We start from the raw sequence: 20364 nt of genomic DNA, 5'->3' as shown, positions 1-20364 counted from the left end.
CTTTCGGCCGCCTACCGCGCGGCGCGGGCCCACGTCGCCACGGTCCGCACCGCACCCCACCCGCCCGAGCGGAGGCCGAGGGCGAGACAGAGCGGCACATTCCGGCCACGGGCAAAGACTTACTCAATGTTGCGAACCGATCCACGACCCCACGGAGCAACCTCCGGAGCCACTCACTAACAGGTCCACGGTTCCACTAAAGGCATTCACCCTGCTACGATTCGGACACCTTAACGGCGCCGCTATCCCATTAGACGTCGGTCATGAACACCATTCCCAGTCCGTACGCCAGGTCGTCCGCGTCACCGAAGGCGGCGACCTGGCCAGGATCCGCCTCTCCAACGCGTACGACACCTCACCGCCGAGGATCGCCGTCGCGACGATCGCCCGCACCACGCGAGGCGCGGGTCAGCAGCGAGGTCAACGACTGGAACCGCCGGGCCGGTGAGTTCGACGCGTACGCCGACTTCGGGAGATGCCCGGGCTCGATGCGGCTGCAGACGATGTTCATCACGGGCGCGCCGACCATGGCCATCCCGACGCCGCGGACCGCGAGTGCCGCGGCAATCACGGCATCCGGGAGGTCGTGGCCGAGCTGGGTGAACGGGGCCGTGCCGGCGAGGATCAGCACGATGCCGGTGACCACCAGGGTCCTCGGCGCGACCTTGCTGATGGTGCGGTTGACCAGCACCGACCCGGCCGCCGCGCCGAGCCCCTGGGGGGCGAGCAGCAACCCGGCCTCCCCGCGGCCGGTCTGGAAGTACAGCGGCAGCAGGAACGTCGTCCCGGACACCGACGCGCCCAGGACGAGCAGGGCGACGGCGACGGCGCCGAAGGGCGGCCGGGTGAACAGCCAGGGGTCGACCAGCGGCGTGCGGCGGGCCCCAGGCCGTGCACGGTGAAGCCGGCGAGCATCGCCAGCCCCAGGCACACACCGGCCGTGGCCGGGACGGTGCGGCCGTGGGCGACCTCGGCCAGATCGAACACCAGTACGGCTAGTCCGGGAGAGAGCAGCAGGGCCCCCGCAGATCGAACGTGGTCCGCCGCGTCGACGGGGGCACCGCGGGCACATAGCGGCGGGCGAGCAGGGCGATGTCGTCCGCGTCACCGGGAGCGGGCACATCGTCGTCGAGGGGCGCGCCAAGGACCAGATCAAACCGGGGCGGCGAGAAGATCGCGGCCGAGGAGGTGGAGAACCACATCCTCGCCCACCCGTCCGTGCACGACGCCAATGTGGTGGCCGAGCCCGACCCGTATCTGGGCGAACGCGTCTGCGCCTACGTGATCCCGCACCCGGGCGCGGGTCCGCTGAAGCCGGTGGACATCAAGCGGTTCGTACGGGAACGGGGTCTGGCCGCGTACAAGGTGCCGGACCGGGTCGAGTTCGTGGAGACCTTCCCGCAGACCGGTGTCGGGAAGATCTCCAAGAAGGACCTGCGGGCCGCCGCGGACCGCGGCGCAGCCGCCTCCCCGACCGCCTGAACCCTCCCGGGCCCGCCGCCCCGGCCCGGCATTCCCCAACCCCTGAACGGAATCCCAGCACCATGGCCCTGCCCGCCATTGCCCCGTACCCCATGCCGAGCGCCGACGAGCTCCCCGCCAACCGGGTCGAGTGGACCGTGGACCCCGCGCGTGCGGTACTCCTCGTCCACGATCTGCAGAACTACTTCCTGTCGGCCTACGACCGGCGGTCCGCACCCATTCCCGAACTGCTGTCGCACGTGGCTGAGTTGAAGAAAGAGGCGACGCGAATCGGCATACCGGTGATCTATACCGCGCAGCCCGGCGGCCAGATTCCCGACGAGCGCGGACTGCAGCAGGACTTCTGGGGTCCGGGCCTGCCGGACGACCCGTACGCCGTCGCCATCGCGGGTGACGTCGCGCCCGACGAGGGCTACACGGTGCTCACCAAGTGGAAGTACAGCGGCTTCGTGCGCACCGACCTTCTGGAGCGGCTGCGCGAACAGGGCCGGGACCAGATCGTCATCACCGGCGTCTACGCCCACATCGGCGTCCTCATGACGGCGTGCGACGCCTGGATGCAGGACATCCAGGCCTTCGTGGTGGCCGACGCGGTGGCCGGCTTCTGCGCCAAGGACCATGCGATGGCACTGCGCTGGGCCGCCGGCAAGTGCGCCGTCGTCACCAGCGCCCGAGCCGTCTTCGAAGGGAGCTGACCCGGCGGCGGCCGTGAGTCCCTGAGCGGCTGCGCGCCAACGTCGCCGCCCGGCCCGGCGACGTCGGCAGCTGCCTGCGCGGCTCGGAGCGCTCATCTCCGCGGCCGGACGTCCGGGCACGCAGGGGACGGACACCACGCCGTGGAACGCTCCTTCGTCCTGTCCGGGTGCGTCACTCGGCCCCGGGTGCCGGATCGCCGACCACCAGTACGAGCTTCCCGCGCACGTGACCGCCCTCGCCGGCCCGGTGCGCCTGTGCGACCCCGGCGAGCGGAAAGGTACGCGCGACCGGGAGCGAGAAGCGCCCGGACTCGATCAACTCGCCGACTGCGCCGAGCGCGTGGAGCGCACGGCCGGCGTCCCCGCTGCTGAACCGCACCCCGTGCTCCCGCGCACCGGCGAAGTCGGCGATCGTCACGACGTGCCCTGGGCCGCCCGCGAGCTCGATGAGCTCGGGCAGTACACCGCTCCCGGCGACGTCGAGCGCGAGGTCGACGCCGTCGGGAGCGAGCGCGCGAACCCGCTCGACGAGACCCTCGCCGTAGGCGACGGGCTCGGCCCCCAGCAAGCGGAGGCCGGCGTGGTTCGCCGGACCGGCGGTGCCGATCACACGCGCACCGCGCACGACGGCGAGCTGAACCGCGGCGCTGCCGACGCTTCCGGAGGCGCCGCTGATGAGCAGCGTGCCGCCGCCCCCGACGCCCAGCTGGTCGAGCGCGCGCGTGGCCGTCTCAATGGCGGCCGGCAGGGCGGCAGCGCCGGGGAAGCCGAGCGACGGCGGGACCGGCGCATAGGAGGACAGCACCGCCAGCTCGGCCTGGGCCACCCCCTCGGCACAGAAGCCGAACACGCGATCGCCGACGGCCACATCCGCGACGCCCTCGCCGAGCTCATCGACGAAGCCCGCCGCCTCGTACCCCATGGTCTGCGGGAGCTCCCGGTCCATCAGGCCCTCGCGCTTCTTCCAGTCGCTCGGGTTGACGCCGGCCGCGCGCACCGCGATGCGGACCTGGCCGGGACCGGGATGCGGATCGGGGAGATCCACGATCTCAAGGACCTCCGGGCCTCCGAACCGGCTGAATCGGACTGCCTTCATCATGCTCCGATCTCGACTCAGGTGTCGCGGTTGCCGCGTGTACGGCATCGCGCGGTATCCGGGCCCGGCGATCGGGATCGTCCTGGCCGGAGTCCGCCGACCTCCGCGAGGACAACCGCCAAGGTATCCGATCACGCCGTGCGCGCAGTGAGTCACCGAAACCGCGCCAGGGTGGACAAGGCGAGACTGGTAACTGAAAATGATTATCGATACCGTATGCGGTGCGCAGCCTCCGCCCCCTCCCGTCCGAGGGTGCTCCAACCTGCCGCCTGCCGTCTGACGTCTGAAACAAGAGCGTGAAAAGGGGAGTTGTGGGTCATCTGCTGATGGTCGAGAGCTGGGTCGGGTCGATGAGCAGACTGCTGCCACGGGCGATCCGGGAGGGTGGGCACGCGTTCACGTTGCTCACCCGCGACCTGCACCACTACCTCCGCTCGGCGCCCGACGGGGCCGCGCACCCGCTGCTCGGCGCCCGCAACGTCATCACCGCCGACACCAACGACACCGACGCCCTGCTGCCGCTGATCGACCGGCTGCACGAGGTACTGCGCTTCGACGGCGTCCTCACGTCCTGCGACTACTACCTGCCCACGGCGGCCCGGATCGCCGGGCGTCTGGGCCTGCCGGGCCCGGACCCGGAGGCGGTCCGCAACGCCTGCCGCAAGGACGGCACCCGCCGGGTCCTCGCCGACGCCGGAGTGCCGGGGCCGCGCTTCGCCGTGCACGAGGAGTGGGCCCACCTCGCGCGGGCCGCGCGGGAGATCGGCTACCCGCTGGTCGTCAAGCCTGTCGACCTGTGCGCGGGGATGTACGTGCGACGCGTGGATGACGAGGCGCAACTGGCCGCCGCCGTGGGGGCGCTGACCGCGTTCCCGGTCAACGCCCGCGGGCAGCTGCGGGATTCCGCCGTCCTGCTGGAGGAGATGCTGGACGGCCCGGAGGTGAGCGTCGAGACGGTGTCGCACGGGGGCACGGTCCATGTGGTGGGGGTGACCGACAAGAGCATCGGCGGGTCGCCCGCGTTCATCGAGACCGGACACATGTTCCCGGCCGCCCTGTCGGCCGCGGACACCGAGGCCGCCGAGCAGACCGCCCTTGCCGCGGTCAAGGCACTCGACCTCACCGACGGCGTCGTGGCGCACACCGAGATCAAGCTGACCTCCACCGGTCCGCGGGTGGTCGAGGTGAATCCCCGGCCCGCCGGGAACCGCATCACCGAACTGGTCCGTCACGTGACCGGCGTCGACCTGACCGCGTCCTTCGTTCAGGTGTCCCTCGGCCGCGAGCCCGATGTACGGGGCGGCCGCACCGCGCTGCGCAGCGCGGCCATCGGCTTCCTCGTGCCGGAGACCTCGGGCACGCTCACGTCACTGGACGGTGACGGACTCCGGGACGCGCCGGGTGTGCTGGAGGTGCGACTCGCCGAGCCGGGAACGCAGGTGAAGGCGGCGGGCAGCAACAACGAGTACCTCGGACACATCATGACGGGCGATGCCGAGGGGCTGGGCGCCCGCGACCGCGCCGAGGTTCTGCTCGGTGAGCTGCGCTCCGCGATGGTGATCCGATGACCGGCGCGACGCGCACCGCGGCGGTCTCGACGTACACGACGTACGACGAGCTCGTGGCGTGCGTCCGCGCCGGTGAGCTGGGTCCGGATCCCGCCTCGGAGCGGATCGCCGTCGCCTTCACCACACGGCAGGCCGTACGGCACGCCGGGCGGGGCACCGGCTACCGCAACGAGGTGCTCAGCCTGCGGCTGGCCGGGGCCGTCGGTTCGTGCGCGGTCGAGCCCGGGGCGCTGCCCGACGGTGCGGTCGAGGACTGCGTGGGCGCGGACGTGGCCCGACTGCTGGAGCATCCGCTGCTCCCGGTGCGCGTGGCCGCGCTGGACGCCTATCTGATGCACGTCACTCCGCACACTCAGGAGAACGGGGCGCGGCCCGTTCCGCTGCCCGCCGGGACGTCGCTGGAGAAGTCCCGGGACCGGGCGAACGCCGTCGTCGAGCTGCTCGACCTGCCGCCCGGGGCGACCGTACTGGTCGTCGGCGTCGTCAACTCCCTTCTGGAGGAGCTGCGTTCGCGCGGTCTGAGCTATGCTCCCTGCGATCTCAAGGGCGGGCTGACCGAGTGGGACGATGCGGTCGCCACCGATGCGCTCGCCGAGGCCGGCCGCTGTGACGCCCTGCTCGTGTCCGGGATGACACTGGGCAACGGAACCTTCGAGCCGCTGCGGCAGCACGCGTCGGCGTACGGCAAGCAGTTGGTGATGTTCGCCCAGACCGGCAGCGCCGTCCTGCCCCGCTTCCTGGGTCACGGGGTGAGCGCGGTGTGCGCCGAGCCGTACCCCTTCTTCTGGCTCGACGGCGGTCTCGGCACCGTGCACCGCTATGGTCCGCGCCCGAAGGACGGCCGATGACCACGACGGCTGTGCGCTCCACGGCCCGCCCGGAACTGCTCACCCTGCTCGGCCGCACCCCCCTGGTCCGCGTCACCGCCGACCTGCCCGGCCCGCACCCCGGCTTCTGGGCCAAGCTCGAAGGGCTCGCGGCGGGCGGCATGAAGGCACGGGCCGCCGTGTCGATGCTGCTGGGCGCCCATGAGCGTGGTGAACTGCTCCCCGGCGCACCGGTGGTGGAGTCCACCTCCGGCACGCTCGGCATCGGGCTCGCGTTCGCGGGCCAAGCCCTCGGCCATCCCGTCGCACTGGTCGGCGACAGCGAACTGGAGCCTTGCATAAGGCAGTTGCTACGCGCTCACGGGGTGCGGCTGGAGATCGTGGACCGTCCGGCGTCCCGGGGCGGCTGGCAGGCCGCACGGCTGGACCGGGTGCGGGAGCTGCTCACCGTCCTGCCCGGTGCGTACTGGCCGGACCAGTACAACAACCCCGACAACCAAGCCGGTTACGCCTCCCTGGCCGCCGAGCTCATCGCCCGTCTCGACCACCTGGACGTCCTGGTGTGCAGCGTCGGTACCGGCGGCCACAGCGCCGGCATCATCGGTCCGCTGCGCCGGCGCTGGCCCGCGCTGCGGCTGATCGGGGTCGACGCAACCGGTTCCACCATCTTCGGCCAGCCCGTTCGGCCGAGGCTGATGCGCGGCCTGGGCAGCAGCATCCACCCGCGCAACGTCGCCTACGACGCCTTCGACGAGGTCCACTGGGTCGGCCCGGCCGAGGCCGTGGACAGTTGCCGCCGGCTGGCCCGCGGCAGCTTCGTCAGCGGCGGCTGGAGCACGGGGGCCGCCGCCCGCGTCGCCGCCTGGGCCGCCCGTGTCGACCCCGGCGCGGTCGTCGCCACCGTCTTCCCCGACGGCCCGCACCGCTACCTCGGCACGGTCTACGACGACGACTTCACCGTGGCCCACGGCCTCGACCCCGCCACGGCGGCCGCCCACCCCGTTCAGATCCCGCACGCCCGAGCGGCCGAGGCCACCGGCTGGGTGCGCTGCACCCGCGTTTCCGATCCGCTGAGGGCCGCACCCCGTCCCGAAAGGACCCCGTGAAGACCGTCCTGCGCACCGTACGCCTCGAACTCGCCGAGCCGCTGCGCATCTCCCGCTCCACCATGTCCGCCCGTGACGCCCTGTGGCTGGCCGTCGAACACGACGGCGCCGTCGGCCACGGCGAGGCCGTCACCAGCGCCTTCTACCGGCTCGACACCGAGACGCTGGAGCGGCTCCTCACCGCCGTCGGCAGGGACCTCGGCCGCTTCGCCGATCCCGAGAGCGCCCTGGAGGCGCTGTGGGCGGGCGAGCCGGCCGGTGACGGCGCTCCCCCGGCCGTGACCGCCGCCACCGAGGCCGCGCTGCTCGACCTCGTCGGCAAACGGGCGGGCAGCCCCGTCCACCGTCTGCTCGGCGCCGGGCGCCCTCCGCTCGCGGCCACCGCCCGCACCATCGGCATCACCTCCCTCACCCACGCGGCGGCTCAGGCCCGCCGTCTGGCGTCGAGCGGATTCGAGGTCATCAAGGTCAAGGCGGGCAGCGCCGACCCGGAGGACGACGTGGAGCGCGTACGCGTCATCCGCGACATCGCTCCCCGGGCCCGGATCCTGCTGGACCCCAACGGCGCCTGGACTACGTCACAGGCCGAGGCGCTGCTGCCCCGGTTCGCCGACCTCGGCGTCGAGGCCGTCGAACAACCCCTCGCGCCCGGTGACCCCGAGGCGCTGGGCGCACTGGCGGAGCGCTCACCGCTGCCGGTCATCGCCGACGAGGACGCCGTCGGCCTGGAGGACGTGCGCCGCCTGGCCGGACGCGTCCAGGGCGTCAACGTCAAGCTCGCCAAGTGCGGCGGGGTGCGTGCCGCCCTGCGCATCGCCGAGGCGATCGACGGCAGCGGCACGGAGCTGATGCTGGGCTGCCTCACCGCCAGCAGCCTGGGCCTCGCGCCTGCCGTGCACCTGGCCGGCAGGGCCCGCTGGACCGACCTCGACGGACACCTGCTGCTCGCCCGCGACCCGTGGACCGGCATCGGCGGCGAGGACGGCGTCGTACGCACAAGCGGCCTTCCCGGCCTGGGGGTTCAGGAGGTGGTGCCGTATGAGGACGTGGCGTGAGATGCGCAGTTCCCCGCTCGCGGTACAGCCCTGCTGCTCAACCAGCTCGGCGTCAGAACGGCTTCCGCCTCCTCATCCCTGCCTCACTACGCACCTCGGCGAGAACCAGGGCATGTCGGCGGCCGTCTTCGGGGCGCTGCGCAACCCCGCCGTGCGCACCCGCATCACGCGGGAGTCGGCCGAGCGCAGGGCCGAGGCGTTCGCCCTGTTCAATGTGTTCGCCACCAGGATTCGACGGCACAGGGCAAAGAGCTGTCGCCGGGCCGTGGCACATGCCACCTACATGTATCCGCCTCAGGCGTTTGCCGCCACATCGGTGGGTAGGGGCACAGCGATCGCAGCAGGCGACATTCCAGCAGATACTGGATGGAACAGCAGACCAAGGAGGGTTTGATGTCCTCGAAGCGACGTCGCAAGAAGAAGGCCCGCCGCAAGAACGGCGCAAACCACGGCAAGCGTCCCCAGACCTGAGGACCCGCCGACACATCCGGGGTGGCTCGAGCCACCCCGGATGCGCTTTCCGGCGCCGTGCGCCGTCCCGCCAGACGCGTTCCGGCAGGACGCCCGGCTCCGTACGCGGCGTATGCGCGAGAAGGTTCAAAGCGGAACGGCTCACATCGGAACGGTTCGGAGCAGCTCTGGTCACGCTCGCCCGGGGCCCGGACTCTTGGGTGTGGACCGAGGCGTGCAGAGCGGGCAGCCGGGGACGGCTCTCTCCTGCCGGACATCACCCGGGCACTGCTCGGGCCGGCCGTCGGTCAGGAACTGACTGTGGCGGCCGGCGGGGTCCACCGGCGAGTACGGGGCACCGTGCCGGAGATGCCGTACTCCTTCTTGAGCTGCTCCGGGATGGCGTAGTGCATGACACGTCCGCGGGTGAGGGAGGACAGCTCGAGGACGGAGGTGAGGTGACCGAGGCGGTCCAGCGCCCAGGCGCCGAGCGGGGAGCGGTCCTCGATGGTCTCCAGCACGCCGAGGAGATGGGGCAGGGTCTTGACTACGGTGCCCCACGGGGTGCGGGGCACCGCGAGCCAGTCGGCGCAGGTGTCGCCGACGAGGTAGCGGATGAGAGCGGAGACGATCGGATCGAGAAGGGTCCCGGGCACCACCTCCTCGTAGAGGTCAATGAGCTGCCCGGTCAGGAGCACGCCCTCCTCGGAAGGCCCCATGTGCCGGACCATGTACAGGTCGAGATACTGGCGGGCCTCGTCCAGGGTCTCGGGGACGGCGTCCTGGTCGACGCCGAGCATGGCACCGACAACACGCCAGGCGTAGTAGTAGGCTTCCGCGCCTTCCACCGACATGTGGATGCCCAGCCGGTGCAGGCTGTCCAGCACGAGCATCGAGAAGAACATCTGCCCGCCGATCATGTCCTCCTGACAGATCGGAGTTCCGAGCACCTCGGTGTCCCACCGGTTCTCGCGTGTGAGGTGATGACGGATGGAGGCGTGCAGGAGGCGGACCTTCTGGGCTGCCGGGACGAAGCGGCCGCCGGCCTCGAAGGCGTCGGGCTGCATCAGGTAGACGGTGAACTGCCCGGTCTCCGCCATCCGTTTGGAGGGGTACTTCAGCCCGTGCGTGGTCGACAGCAGCTTCGCCACATGGGGGACGACGTAGCAGGCGGGCATGGAGGCGAAGGACAGTGCGGTGGAGATGTGCACGTTGTTGTCGATGAAGAACAGCCGGGCCTTCTCCATCTCCTCCCAGTCCACCCAGGCCGGTGGGACACGGGTGGCCTCCAGGTACTCGCGCGCGACGTCGGGCAACCTGTCCGGCAGAGGAGCACCGGCGGTGGAGACGTAGCGCATCAAGGTGTTGAACGTGCCCACCTCCCCGCGTTCGAAGAGTGCGGCGACGGTGGCGTCGGCGAGTTCGTCACCGCCCTGGCGCAGGACGTCCATCGATGCCTCGGTGTAGGTCATGGCAGGGTTCCTTGCTTTCCACGGGATCGTCCACGACCGGCGCGAGCGCCGGTGGCGGAGGGAGGCACGGGCTTTGCGCCACCCCGGTGCGAGCGTCAGGACAGGCGGAGCGCCGCAGACTGCGTCAGTGCGGTCAGGGCGGCGACGGCGTGCGTCGGCACATCGAACTCGTTCAGGGCATCGAGCGCTTCCCCGACCCGTGCGTTGATCATGTCCTCGATGCGGGTGGGCGCCCTGAGCCCGCGCATCACCTCGCGGACCGCCTCCAACTCCGCTGCGCCCGGGTTGCGTCGGCCCATGAGGGCACGCAGCCGCTCCCGCTCGTCGTCGGCGGCGAGGCGCCAGGTCTCTGCCAGCAAGGCCGTGGGCCGGTGTCCGCGCACGTCGTCGGCGCCGGCCTTGCCGGTCAGCTCCGGGTCTCCGAACAGGCCGAGCAGGTCGTCCCGCAGCTGGAACGCCTCGCCCAGCGGCAGTCCGTACGCGCTGTAGCCCTCGCGCAGCCGCGTCCCGGCCCCTGCCAGGGCCCCGCCGATGAGCAGGGGCTGTTCCACGGTGTACTTGGCTGTCTTGTAGCGGATCACCTTCAGCGACGCCGCGGTGTCCGGACCGGCTCCGGTACGGAGGATCTCCAGGCACTCGCCCGCGATCAGCTCGCGGGCCATCACCGACCACAACGGGCGGGCCCGGGCCAGATACGCGGCGGGAAGACCGCTGGTGGCGAAGAGCTGCCCGGCCAGCGCCATGAGCAGGTCTCCCACCAGCATCGCCAGCGACCTGGCCGCGGCGTCGGCGCGCGGGCGACGGCGTACGGCACCGCGCAGGGCGATGTGCGCGGTGGGCCGCCCGTGCCGCAACGGGCTGTCGTCGATGAGGTCGTCGTGCACGACCGCAGCGGCATGCACCAGCTCCAGGGAGGCCGCCGCCCGCACCAGCGCGTCGTTGTCCGGCTGCCCCACCGCCCGCCAGCCCCAGTAGCAGAAAGCCGCACGCAGCCGCTTGCCGTCCGCGACCACCGCCTCCAGTTGCTCGGCGACCGGGTCCAGGAGCGGATCGATCGCCGCGAACCGGTCTGCCTCCTCGGCGACGAAGCGGTGCAGGATCTCGTCGACGCGGGTTTTGAACGCGGCCGGCTCCCACTGGTCGGACGTCATCGTCCGACCTGCCGAGCCAGGGCGCGCCGGGCCAGAATCTCCAGGTGCGCCGGGGGCACGGCCGTGTACCGGTCCAGCACCAGACGCCCGCGCGCCGTGAGGTCGCGCTCGGCCTCCGCAGCCAGCTCCGCGGCATCCGAGCGGCGCAGCAGTCCCCGCACCGTCCCCAGGGCAGAACCCAGCGTGCTCACGGCCAGATCGGTCAGCCCTGCCATCAGCAGTACCGCCTGGCCGTCCAGGCCCTTCCACCGGTCCGTTTCCCGCGTCATCCCGTGTCCCCCACCCCGTGCACATCCAGGCGGCGCCGGTCGCGCGCCGTCCTTGCGAGCATCGCGCCGTACCCGGCCCGAGGGCGGAACAACTCACGATCGAGTGATCACATCGTTCGACCGTACGGATCACATTCCTGTGCCGAGCGAACCCTGCGCCGAAGGTCTCCAGCCGCTTGGAGCCGGAGGAGACCGGCGCGGCAAGGCGCCCGGCGCGCAGCCGCCAAAGGCCACCACCGGCTCCGCAACGCCGCCCGCAGGACTCTTCGCACCCGCGCAGCCTCAACCGCTCGATGCGGCAGGCACGTTCGATGGCCCGCGACGGCTTCAGGGGATCCCTTGCGTGCTGCGAGGCCGAGCGTCCCTCGCCACGGGCGCGGCGCACTCGCACCGATGCGGCCTAGCCGCGTGGGCGGCGCCGAGTGAGCCGCCGCGGTGTCCGCACGGCGAGGAAGGCGGCCGGTGCCGCCGACGTCAGCCCGACTTCGGCGGGTTCTGCGCGTCGAAGGCGAAGAGAGTGTTCTTGGCCGCGGCCACGATGACCGCACGCCCGGCAACGGTCACGCGCGGGCTTGCGCCCTCCTCGCCCGTCAGACCATCGGCCTGCGGGTCTGTTGTCCACAGGGGTTTGCCGTCGTGCGGCGAGAGCGCGACCACCCGGCCGGTGGCCGAGCTGAAATACAGCGCTTCGGCTCCCGCGACGGGACCCGACGCGCCCTCCACGCCCGTCTGCCGCGACCACTTCTTCCGGCCGGTCGCGGGGTCGAGCGCTGTGACGAGACCGGTCTGCCTGCTCACGTAGACGGTGCCGCCCGCCATGCCGGGCGTGCCCGCGTATGTCTCGGCCAGTCGGGAGTACGTGACCTTCCGCGAGGCCGGGTCGACCCGCGCCACCCCGTCGTAGCCTGCCAGCGCCGTGCCTTCCATATGCCCCTGAAGGAGGACGAGCCTGCCGTTGGCGAAGCCCATCGGCACGGCGGGGCCGTCAACCGCGATGGGCCTGCCCAGTTTCCCCGAGGCGCGGTCGACCGTGTACAGGGTGGGGTGGCGCACCTCCAGGGCATCCACCTCCGTATTCGTCGCGCACATCGCGAAGAGTTGCGGGCCCTCCGAGACGGGAGCGCACTGGGTACCCGCGGGGAACGGCGTCGTCCAGGTGACGTCACCGCGGTGCGCGTCCCGGGCCTCGAAGCGGGAGTTGTAGGCGTCGACCGTCACGACGGCGGAGCCGACCACGACGGCGTCCTGGGTCCGGCCCGTGACGGCCGTCGACTGGGCGCCGGAGGGCACGGACCACAGCTCACGGCCACTGTTCGCGTCGATGGCCACCACCTCGCTGGGCGGGTCCTGCGGGGCATCCTCGGCGGCGAAGCGGTATCCGAGCACCGTGTCGTCGGTGGCGCCCACCAGGTGCATGCCCTGGACGGGGACGCCCGGGCTCTTCGCCGTCCACACCCGCGAGCCGTCCAGGGCCCTGATTCGGGTCGCGACAACACTGCCGCCCCCGCAGAACAGCGCGTCACCGCGCGCGACGCAACGCAGCTCGTCGGGGATGTCCTCGCGACCACCCCGCACGGTCTTGCGCCACGGCTCGAAGCCGTTCGGAAGGGCGGCACCCGGCGCCGCGACGCTGTTGCCCTTGTCGCCCTCGCTGTTGCCGCCGAAGCCGCCGGCCTTCAGCGCGGCGGCTCCCCCGCCGATCGCTGCCACCGCGACCGCGGCCGCGAGCACAGGACGCCATCGGCGACGCAGACGGCGGCCGATGGGGGTGCCGGTGCTCCCCGTGTCGGGGCCGGCCGGGGCAGTCGGCGCCGGGGTGGCACGCGTCCCCAAGTGGGGCTGGGTGATCATGTCGCGGGTGCGGCCCGCGCCGGCCCCGTTCGTGTCGGTCCCACCGAGGTCGGCGGGCAGGTCCCGCAGCAGCACAAGGAGTTCGTCCGCCGAGGGGCGCCCCTCGGGCTCCTTGTCCAGGCACGACTCGACGACCGCGCGCAGAGCCAGCGGCACGGCACCCAGCGACGGCTCCTCGTGCACCACCTGATATGCCGTCATGTAGGGGCTGTCCGCGTCGAAGGGCCCTCGGCCCGTCGCGGAGTACACCAGCAGCGTCCCCAGCGAGAAGACATCGGACCGCGGCCCCACACCACGCGGCGCCTGCAACTGCTCCGGCGACATGAAGGGCGGCGTACCGATGACCCGCCCTGTCATCGTCAGCGTCTGCTGGTCCGCGGCGCGCGAAATGCCGAAGTCGATGACGCGCGGCCCCTCGGGCGAGAGCACGACGTTCGAGGGCTTGAGGTCACGGTGGACGACCCCCACCCGGTGGATGTCGCGCAGCGCCTCGGCCAGCCCGATGGCGAGCCTCCTCAGCTCCGCCCCGTTCAGCGGGCCCTTCGCGGCGATGCGCTGGGCGAGGGTGTGTCCCTCGATATAGGTCGTCGCCATCCACGGCTGCTCGGCCTCGGGGGCAGCGTCGACCACGGCGGCGGTGAACGCGCCGCTCACCCGCCTCGCCGCCGCCACCTCCTGCCGGAAACGGATGCGGAACTCATCGTCCCCCGCGAACTGCTGGTGGATCAGCTTGATCGCGACAGGCCGCCCCGAACTCGTACGGGCCAGAAAGACCGTGCCCATGCCACCCGAGCCGAGCCGCGCCTCAAGCGGATAGCCGCCGATCTCCGCTGGATCACCTCCGCGCAGCGACACTCTTCCCGACCTCCTGTCTCCCGTGCACTCGCGCCGCCACGGGCCTGCGTACCTGTCCTGGACACAAACTAGCGGCAGGGCGGTACGCCAGGGCAAAGCGGGTGACGAAAGAACCTGCCGGACACCCTCGCCCGCCATGCGGCAGCGACGCACACCGCGCATCCGGCGCGGCCGGACTCCCCCTCCCCAGTCCCACCGGAGCGACCGGCCGGCCCATGAAGCTCAACCGCACCTGACGGTTCACCTGGTCGACAACTGTGTCGGCCGGCCTCCGTGAGGACAATGTCAACCCAACCGGATGGCGGCACGATCCAGTCCGGTGCCGTGGCCTCACTTCACAGGACAGCCGCGGCGGCTGAGCCAGTCCCCCGGTCGGCAGCGGGGCGCCCTGGCGGGCCTGCACGGTCAGGGGGCCAGGAGACCGCGGGGCCGTCACAGCAGCCGCTCCCCCGCACACCTCGCGGCGTATGCTTACGCCGGTCAGGGGAGGAGGCGCCATGGGGCGGATGCCGTCGGCGCAGCGGCGCAGGCAACTGGTCGAGGCGGCGATCCGGGTGATGGCCCGCGACGGTGTCGCGAAGACCACGACGCGGTCCGTCGTGGCGGAGGCGGGTGTTTCGCTGAGCGTTTTCCACTACTGCTTCGACTCCAAGAAGGAGTTGCTCGAAGCGGTGGTGGACGCCATCTCCGAGCACTCCGAGTCGGACGTCCTCACCACGCTCATCCGCAGACCCACCCTGCGCGAGACGGTCCGCGCCGGGCTCCAGGCGTACTGGGATCATGTGCTGGCCAATCCCGGCGAGCACATGCTGACGTACGAACTCACCCAGTACGCCCTGCGGGAGCCCGGCTACGAGCATCTCGCCCGGCGGCAGTACGAGGGCTATCTCGCGGCACACACGAAAGCGATCCGGCAACTCCCCTCGGTCCTCGGCGTGGAGTTGACGGTGCCCGAGCCCGAGGCCGTCAGGTATCTGGCCGCGCTGACCGACGGGCTCACCCTGAACTTCCTCGTGCTGGGTGACGAGGAGAAGGCGGGCGCCGTGCTGGACATCGTCGCGGACCAGATCCTGACGTTGGTGCGGGAGTAGCTCAGCGGCTGTAGACCGCTGCCTCGTTGATCGAGTAGCCGTACTTGGTGGCCCGCGTCACGCCGTGGATACGGACGTACCGCGCCTGCACCGGGCTGAACACCGCGTTGTCCAGGCCTCCGTCCCCGGCGTCCGTGGACCACACGGTCCGCCACGTGGTCCCGTCGTCCGAGACCTCGATCCGGTAGGCCCGCGCATAGGCCTGTTCCCAGTCCAGGAAGACCTTGCCGACCGTACGGGAACCGCCCAGATCGAGCCGCAGCCACTGGTCGTCCGACCAGCCGCTCGCCCATCTCGTGCTGGTGTCGCCGTCCACGGCCTTCCCGGCGGCGTAGCTGGTGATCGGGTTCCACTCCGTGGCGCTCGCGCTCGCCGCGGCGCCGGCGGCGAGGTTGGGTGCGGGCTTGTGAAGTTCGGTCGCCTTCCAGGTGCGGAGGTAGGACTCCGCGCCGCCGAGCAGGTCCTGCACCGTGTCCTTGCCGCCGCTGAGCCGGATCTGCTCGATCCAGTCGGGCACCATGCCGACTTGGGCCGCACCGTCGGTGTTGAAGTCCCAGGTGCGTTCGCCGGTTTGCTGACGGTCGATGACGGAGCCGCCGTCGGCGCTGCGGAAGGGGTACTTGACCGCGTTGGGGGCATCCGGTCCGACCGGTCCCGGCCAGCCGCCGACGCCGTTCATGTCGGTGCCGTAGCCGAGTCCGACGCCGTACTTCTGGCGCAGCGCCCTGGTGGCGGCGGACTCCTTGTCGAAGCTGTCGGCGCTGGACATGTACGAGGCCTTGAAGCCGCCGAGGCGGTAGACGCGCTCCAGCCAGCCGTCGTCCATCCAGCTGTGACTGGAGAGCACGCCGGGGTAGTTCGCCGACTCCACCAGGTCCAGGGTACGGGCGGCCGCCTTGACGCTCATGTGGTCGGCCTCGACCATCATGTTGCGCTTCATCAGCCCCTTGACCGCGTACTCGCCGAGGCGGGTCAGCCCCCGGGTGTTGCACTGCGCGCCGCTGTCGTACGCGGGCACCTTGACGCCGGCGGGCAGCAGCTTGGTCACCTCGGCCGGGGCGGCCACGTTACCGGCGGGGTTGTCGTGCTGCGGACCGCTGCACTTCTCCGTCTTCCAGAAGGTGCCGGTGGAGAGGAACTGGCCGATGTTCACGGCCGTTCCGATGGTGCCGGAGTCCATCCGCACCCCGCACAGGGCGTTGTCGAACTTGTGGCACAGGAACATGCTGCGCACACCCAGCTTGTACAGCTCGTCCAGACCGCTGTCGATGTCGGCCTGGCTGCACTGGGGGGCGTCGAGGATCTGCCGGCAGCCGAAGGGCTCCGAGGTCTCGACGCCGAGCACCACGGCGAGCTTGCCCTCCGCGACGACCTGGCGGGCCTGGGTGGAGTCGGTGACGATACGGAAGAAGCCCTTGCCCGTTCCGCCGTAGATCTTGTCGATGTAGTCCTGCATCTCGTAGGTCTTACGGGCTTCGAGGCGGATGGCGTCCATCTCGTTGCAGCCGCGGTCCCTGACGTAGATCGAGCACAACAGGCCGTTGGTGACCAGGTCGTTGACCAGGATCCGCTGGCCGCCGCGCCAGGCCCGCTCCAGCCAGGCGTAGTAGTTCTGCTGGTGGCTGAGGGAGTTGTGGGCGGGCCAGGACTTGAACGTCGGCCAGCCCACCGGGTCGTGGTGCCCGTTCGAACCGCCGGTGACGTTCTCGAAGAGGGCGAGCGAGCCGTCGGGATAGTGCTCGGGGCAGTCCTTGAGGGCGTCGGCGACACCCGCTTCGGAGAACGGCTTGCCGCAGATTATGCGGCCGCCGAAGCCCTCGTTGGACATCACGTGATTGTGCGCGTCGATGAAGCCACTGACCCGGCCCTGACTGTCGGTGCCGTGGAAGGGTTCGCCGGTGACGTTGATCTGTGAATCGGCGGCGGGCCGCGCCGTGGGCTCCCACCAGGGTGCGTCGGCGCCGACGGCGGACGGGGAGCCCACGCCGAGAGCCAGCAGGAGGGTGACGACGACGGCAAACAGTCCGCGTCTGCGGAGAAGGGTCATCCGGGCTACCTTCACTGTCCGGGATGGGAACGCGCTAACTTACTCGCGCGTAGGTCTCGTCGAGAATGGCGCGCACCTGACAAACAGTCAAGAGTCCGGGACGGGTGACCTGTTTGATGCCTCGTCAGCTCCACTGACCGACAAGGCCCTCTCGAACGAGCCGAGCGGTTGGCCAGACGGGCCCGGCTCGAGGGCCTGAATCCGGTCGGGGAGAAAGGCCTGCTCAAGGGGCGGTTCTGAAGGGCGTGCCGGAGCCCGAGATGACGGAGTCGAGCGCATGGCCCGGGGGAGGTGGTGTCACCGGCACCGGAGGCTGGTGCTTGCCCGCAGTGACGTGGAGAAGGCATCTCTTCAGTTGATGCGGGGCCGCGGGCCGCGGCCCTGATCGAATCGGGTGGGCTACCTCGGGCTGATCGTGACCCTGTAGGTGGCTCCGGCCCTGCCGTGCGTGCTCACGGTGACGGTCTGTCCGTGATCGTCCCAACTGGCCCGGCTGCCTTGGACATCGACGCGATATCCGGCTGGGTAGGTGTCCCTGGGCACGGTGATCCGAGTGGGCCCCTCCGCGTTGTCGCGGGTGCGGAAGGTGAGCGAGTAGGTGCGTGCAGCCGGGTCGTACGCGAACTTGAGCGGGTCGCCCGCGACGGCCCGCGCGTACGGCTGGACGAGCAGCTGGGCGTTGGGCTTCGCAGCGCCCGTCTGGTCCAGGAAGCAGTAGCCGCCGCCCCGGCACCACTGCCACCACGTCCAGCCACTGGAGAAGCGGTCCAGGGAGGCCGTCATGTCGGTGACGAACTGGCTTGCGTGCGGAACGTCGGGGTTGCCGCCCCACTCCCCCACAATCACTGGCATGCGGTTGCGGGTCGGGTAGTCGCTGATCGCAGCCTCGTAGGCGGGAATGAAGGTGCCGTTGGGGTCGTAGTCGGCGCCGGTTTCCATCGCGGTCTCGTAGAAGTGCGGCGCGTAGCCGGTGTGCGGGTCGTCGATGTGGCCCATCTGGGTTGGGACGCCGACACCGACGATGACGGTTGGTTCGACGAATACCCACGACCTGTGGTCGACCATGCGGATCGCCCTGGCAAGCCGGTTCCACAGCTCGGTGAGCTCGGTGGCCTCGAAGCGGGCTGCGGCGGCGGGGAGATCCTCGCCTTCGAGGAACTTCGCGAACGGCTCATTCATCAGGTCGTAGCCGAGCAGCGCCGGGTGCCCGCCCAGGGCGGAGGCGACCGTCATCCACATGCGGGCGTGCGCGGCGCGGAGGTCGGCGTCCTTGTACAGGTGGTCGAAGGCGGTCTGTACGGATGGCTCGAAGTACTGGGAGAACCAGTCGCCGGGTATCGGCGTGAACGGCAGCCCCTCGTCGCGGGTGGCCCAGTCGGGGACGCCGCGGGAGCCGAAGTGGGGACCGTATACGTCCTGGTGGGCGTCGAGGATGACTTTGATGTGGTAGTCGTCGGCCCAGTCGAGGATGCGGCGCATCTTGGTGAGGTAGCCGCGGTCGTAGTGCCCGGGGGTGGGTTCGAGGTCGTCCCAGAGAAACGCGAGGCGCGCGAGGTTGAAGCCCCGGGCGGCCATGTCTTTGAGGTCGCTCTTGTGGATGTCGGCGAACGCGTTGGTGCCTCGGCTGCTCTTGTCGGCGAGGTTGAAGCCGCGCCACTGGAGCGCGCGGCCCTGGCCGTCGGCGATGAAGGTGCGGTCACCGACCGTGACCCGGTCGGGGGCACGGCCGGGGGCACGGTCGGGGTGGGCCTGGGCCTGCGCGGGGAGGACGCCGAGCAGGAGGGCGGCCACGGCAAGGGCGGCGGGGGCGACGCGGGAGGTCAAGCGCATTCGGGAGACCCTTTCGAGGGTGGCGGCTTGGGCCGGCGTGCTACTGGCCGGTCGGATGCTACTGGCGGGTGGGTTAAGTTCACAGAAGTTCGCGGGAGTTGGCGGAAGTTGGCGGCCTTGGATTCAAGGGGTCAGCGCAACAGCGCAGGTCGAGGGCGGTAGATGTGGCGAGACTGGGGCGGCCGGGGATGTCGGATGAGATGAAGGCTGATCTGTGGCGGCGGTGGAGGTCCGGGGAGTCGATCAGCGTCATCTCGAGGGGAATCGGCAAGCCGCCCGGCTCGGTGTTCACCGTCCTCAAGCACCATGGAGGAATCGCTCCGCCGCCCCGCAAGAAGCGCGTCGGAAGTCTGACCCCGGTGGAGCGGGAGGAGATCTCCCGAAGGCTGTGCGCCGGTGATTCCTACCAGTCGATCGCGGGTCTGCTTGGGCGTGCCGTCTCCACGGTCGGCCGTGAAGTCAACAACAACGGCGGACGCGACGTCTACCGGGCAGTCGCCGCGCAGGAACGTGCACTTGATCGCGGCCGGCGCCCGAAAGAGTGCCTGCTCGCGCGCGAGCCCGTACTGAGGCAGACGGTGCTGGACCTGCTGAGCGAGGAGTGGTCACCGGAGCAGATCGTCGGGCATCTGCGTCTGCGTCACGGTGACGACCCGGGTATGCAGATCAGCCACGAGACGATCTACCGGTCGGTCTACATCACCCGATGGAAAGTGGTGCCCCGCGAGCTCTGCAAACGCCTACGGACCGGCCGTCCGATCCGGAAGAACAAGCGTCACACGGTGAAGGGACAGTGGCGTTCACAGATCCGCGATGCCCGGCCGATCGAGGATCGGCCCCAGGCCGCGGAGGACCGCAGCGAGTCCGGGCACCTGGAAGGGGATCTGGTGATCGGCTCGAACAACAGCCAGGTCGCGACACTCGTCGACCGGAAGACCCGGTTTCTCCACGTCGTGAAGCTCGCCAGCCGTCACACCGCCGTGGTCGTTCCCGCTCTGGCCGAGACCTGCACACGCATGGATTCCCGCCTACGCGGCACGCCGACCTGGGATCGCGGCATGGAACTGGCAGCTCATAAGCGACTCAGTGCCGACACCGGCATCGACGTGTTCTTCGCGGCGCCACGCAGCCCCTGGCAACGTGGCACCAACAAGAACACCAATAAATCTAAGGCCGCCGCCTTCAGGATGTCGTTGGCCCGTTTCAACTCGACGATCTCCTTCTTCATCGCCTTGATCTGCGCGGACTCCTCCGTGGTCGTCCCCGGCCGCTGCCCGGAGTCGATCTCCTCGCGCTTGACCCAGTTCCGCAGGGTCTCGGCCGAGCCGATGCCGAGCTTCTGGGCGACCGCCCGCAGAGCTGCCGACTCGTTCGGGTAGTCACCGCGGACCTCGGCGACCATACGGACCGCTCGTTTGCGCAGCTCAGGGGGGGTAGGAGGAAGGGCGTGCCATGACTCAGTCCTTTCACGGAATCGAGTCTCTACCGAACCCGGAACGGTTCATCTTCACCTGCCCCG

General features: G+C 70.6%; 15 protein-coding genes and 4 pseudogenes. 10 read left to right on the top strand and 9 right to left on the bottom strand.

Going from position 1 to position 20364, the window contains the following annotated elements:
• Positions 1-448: 448 nt before the first annotated feature.
• A pseudogene (locus OG322_RS34455) lies at positions 449-1088 on the bottom strand (MFS transporter); the annotation flags it as partial.
• Here OG322_RS34455 and OG322_RS34450 point away from each other — a divergent pair.
• Positions 1089-1482 (top strand): annotated as a pseudogene (locus tag OG322_RS34450) (AMP-binding enzyme); the annotation flags it as partial.
• 62 nt (positions 1483-1544) lie between these two features.
• Complete coding sequence (locus OG322_RS34445; RefSeq protein ID WP_329307408.1) at positions 1545-2177, top strand: isochorismatase family protein; 633 nt, start codon at positions 1545-1547, stop codon at positions 2175-2177.
• Positions 2178-2349: 172 nt separating this feature from the next.
• On the opposite strand, the gene OG322_RS34440 is transcribed toward OG322_RS34445, so the two are convergent.
• The gene (locus OG322_RS34440; protein ID WP_123469599.1) at positions 2350-3273 is read right to left on the bottom strand and encodes an NADP-dependent oxidoreductase; all 924 of its coding nucleotides are present in this window, start codon (positions 3271-3273) and stop codon (positions 2350-2352) included.
• Between the two features lie 311 nt (positions 3274-3584).
• Between OG322_RS34440 and OG322_RS34435 the strand changes: the two genes are divergently transcribed.
• The 6 genes and pseudogenes from OG322_RS34435 to OG322_RS41730 all read left to right on the top strand — a co-directional run bounded on the left by OG322_RS34435 (position 3585) and on the right by OG322_RS41730 (position 8300).
• Complete coding sequence (locus OG322_RS34435) at positions 3585-4841, top strand: ATP-grasp domain-containing protein (protein WP_329307407.1); 1257 nt, start codon at positions 3585-3587, stop codon at positions 4839-4841.
• A complete protein-coding gene (locus tag OG322_RS34430) occupies positions 4838-5689 on the top strand; it encodes a Rossmann-like domain-containing protein (protein ID WP_123467682.1) in 852 nt (283 codons plus the stop codon). The genes OG322_RS34435 and OG322_RS34430 overlap by 4 nt, the downstream gene beginning before the upstream one ends.
• Entirely contained in the window at positions 5686-6774 is a 1089-nt protein-coding gene (locus OG322_RS34425) for a PLP-dependent cysteine synthase family protein (RefSeq protein WP_329307406.1), read from the top strand. The genes OG322_RS34430 and OG322_RS34425 overlap by 4 nt, the downstream gene beginning before the upstream one ends.
• Complete coding sequence (locus OG322_RS34420; protein ID WP_124286254.1) at positions 6771-7829, top strand: dipeptide epimerase; 1059 nt, start codon at positions 6771-6773, stop codon at positions 7827-7829. The genes OG322_RS34425 and OG322_RS34420 overlap by 4 nt, the downstream gene beginning before the upstream one ends.
• Positions 7813-8055: pseudogene (locus tag OG322_RS41735) on the top strand (hypothetical protein); the annotation flags it as partial. The gene OG322_RS34420 and the pseudogene OG322_RS41735, both read left to right, overlap by 17 nt.
• A gap of 167 nt (positions 8056-8222) precedes the next feature.
• Entirely contained in the window at positions 8223-8300 is a 78-nt protein-coding gene (locus OG322_RS41730) for a 50S ribosomal protein bL37 (protein ID WP_370375332.1), read from the top strand.
• A 287-nt stretch (positions 8301-8587) separates the two neighbouring features.
• Here the strand turns inward: OG322_RS41730 and OG322_RS34415 are convergent, their stop codons facing one another.
• From OG322_RS34415 to OG322_RS34400, 4 genes are all read right to left on the bottom strand, one after another.
• Entirely contained in the window at positions 8588-9751 is a 1164-nt protein-coding gene (locus tag OG322_RS34415; RefSeq protein WP_266412718.1) for an oxygenase MpaB family protein, read from the bottom strand.
• 95 nt (positions 9752-9846) lie between these two features.
• On the bottom strand, positions 9847-10902 hold the full coding sequence (locus tag OG322_RS34410) for a polyprenyl synthetase family protein (RefSeq protein ID WP_123467692.1): 1056 nt from the start codon (positions 10900-10902) through the stop codon (positions 9847-9849).
• The gene (locus OG322_RS34405; protein WP_124286250.1) at positions 10899-11171 is read right to left on the bottom strand and encodes a polyprenyl synthetase; all 273 of its coding nucleotides are present in this window, start codon (positions 11169-11171) and stop codon (positions 10899-10901) included. The genes OG322_RS34410 and OG322_RS34405 overlap by 4 nt, the downstream gene beginning before the upstream one ends.
• 474 nt (positions 11172-11645) lie before the next feature.
• Complete coding sequence (locus OG322_RS34400) at positions 11646-13877, bottom strand: serine/threonine-protein kinase (protein ID WP_124286249.1); 2232 nt, start codon at positions 13875-13877, stop codon at positions 11646-11648.
• A gap of 497 nt (positions 13878-14374) precedes the next feature.
• Between OG322_RS34400 and OG322_RS34395 the strand changes: the two genes are divergently transcribed.
• A complete protein-coding gene (locus tag OG322_RS34395) occupies positions 14375-14968 on the top strand; it encodes a TetR/AcrR family transcriptional regulator (protein ID WP_329307405.1) in 594 nt (197 codons plus the stop codon).
• Position 14969: 1 nt separating this feature from the next.
• Here the strand turns inward: OG322_RS34395 and OG322_RS34390 are convergent, their stop codons facing one another.
• Entirely contained in the window at positions 14970-17015 is a 2046-nt protein-coding gene (locus OG322_RS34390) for a galactose-binding domain-containing protein (protein WP_329307404.1), read from the bottom strand.
• Positions 17016-17414: 399 nt separating this feature from the next.
• Positions 17415-18845, bottom strand: a complete 1431-nt coding sequence (locus OG322_RS34385) for a cellulase family glycosylhydrolase (protein ID WP_124286247.1) — start codon at positions 18843-18845, stop codon at positions 17415-17417.
• A 188-nt stretch (positions 18846-19033) separates the two neighbouring features.
• Here OG322_RS34385 and OG322_RS34380 point away from each other — a divergent pair.
• Positions 19034-19999: pseudogene (locus OG322_RS34380) on the top strand (IS30 family transposase); the annotation flags it as partial.
• Here OG322_RS34380 and OG322_RS41725 read toward each other — a convergent pair.
• Positions 19918-20247: a transposase gene (locus OG322_RS41725; RefSeq protein WP_123469605.1), complete on the bottom strand. Its 330-nt coding sequence runs from the start codon at positions 20245-20247 to the stop codon at positions 19918-19920. The pseudogene OG322_RS34380 and the gene OG322_RS41725 overlap by 82 nt on opposite strands.
• Between the last annotated feature and the right edge of the window lie 117 nt (positions 20248-20364).

Source organism: Streptomyces sp. NBC_01260, assembly GCF_036226405.1.
GTDB classification, from domain to species: Bacteria; Actinomycetota; Actinomycetes; order Streptomycetales; family Streptomycetaceae; genus Streptomyces; species Streptomyces laculatispora.
This window is presented reverse-complemented; position numbering and strand designations above follow the sequence as displayed.

Excerpts from the sequence above, each read along its gene's own strand:
- OG322_RS34445 (WP_329307408.1), top strand. The coding sequence starts at position 1,545 with ATGGCCCTGCCCGCCATTGCCCCGTACCCCATGCCGAGCGCCGACGAG.
- OG322_RS34440 (WP_123469599.1), bottom strand. The coding sequence starts at position 3,273 with ATGAAGGCAGTCCGATTCAGCCGGTTCGGAGGCCCGGAGGTCCTTGAG.
- OG322_RS34430 (WP_123467682.1), top strand. The coding sequence starts at position 4,838 with ATGACCGGCGCGACGCGCACCGCGGCGGTCTCGACGTACACGACGTAC.
- OG322_RS34425 (WP_329307406.1), top strand. The coding sequence starts at position 5,686 with ATGACCACGACGGCTGTGCGCTCCACGGCCCGCCCGGAACTGCTCACC.
- OG322_RS41730 (WP_370375332.1), top strand. The coding sequence starts at position 8,223 with ATGTCCTCGAAGCGACGTCGCAAGAAGAAGGCCCGCCGCAAGAACGGC.
- OG322_RS34415 (WP_266412718.1), bottom strand. The coding sequence starts at position 9,751 with ATGACCTACACCGAGGCATCGATGGACGTCCTGCGCCAGGGCGGTGAC.
- OG322_RS34410 (WP_123467692.1), bottom strand. The coding sequence starts at position 10,902 with ATGACGTCCGACCAGTGGGAGCCGGCCGCGTTCAAAACCCGCGTCGAC.
- OG322_RS34405 (WP_124286250.1), bottom strand. The coding sequence starts at position 11,171 with ATGACGCGGGAAACGGACCGGTGGAAGGGCCTGGACGGCCAGGCGGTA.
- OG322_RS34395 (WP_329307405.1), top strand. The coding sequence starts at position 14,375 with ATGGGGCGGATGCCGTCGGCGCAGCGGCGCAGGCAACTGGTCGAGGCG.
- OG322_RS34390 (WP_329307404.1), bottom strand. The coding sequence starts at position 17,015 with ATGACCCTTCTCCGCAGACGCGGACTGTTTGCCGTCGTCGTCACCCTC.
- OG322_RS34385 (WP_124286247.1), bottom strand. The coding sequence starts at position 18,845 with ATGCGCTTGACCTCCCGCGTCGCCCCCGCCGCCCTTGCCGTGGCCGCC.
- OG322_RS41725 (WP_123469605.1), bottom strand. The coding sequence starts at position 20,247 with ATGGTCGCCGAGGTCCGCGGTGACTACCCGAACGAGTCGGCAGCTCTG.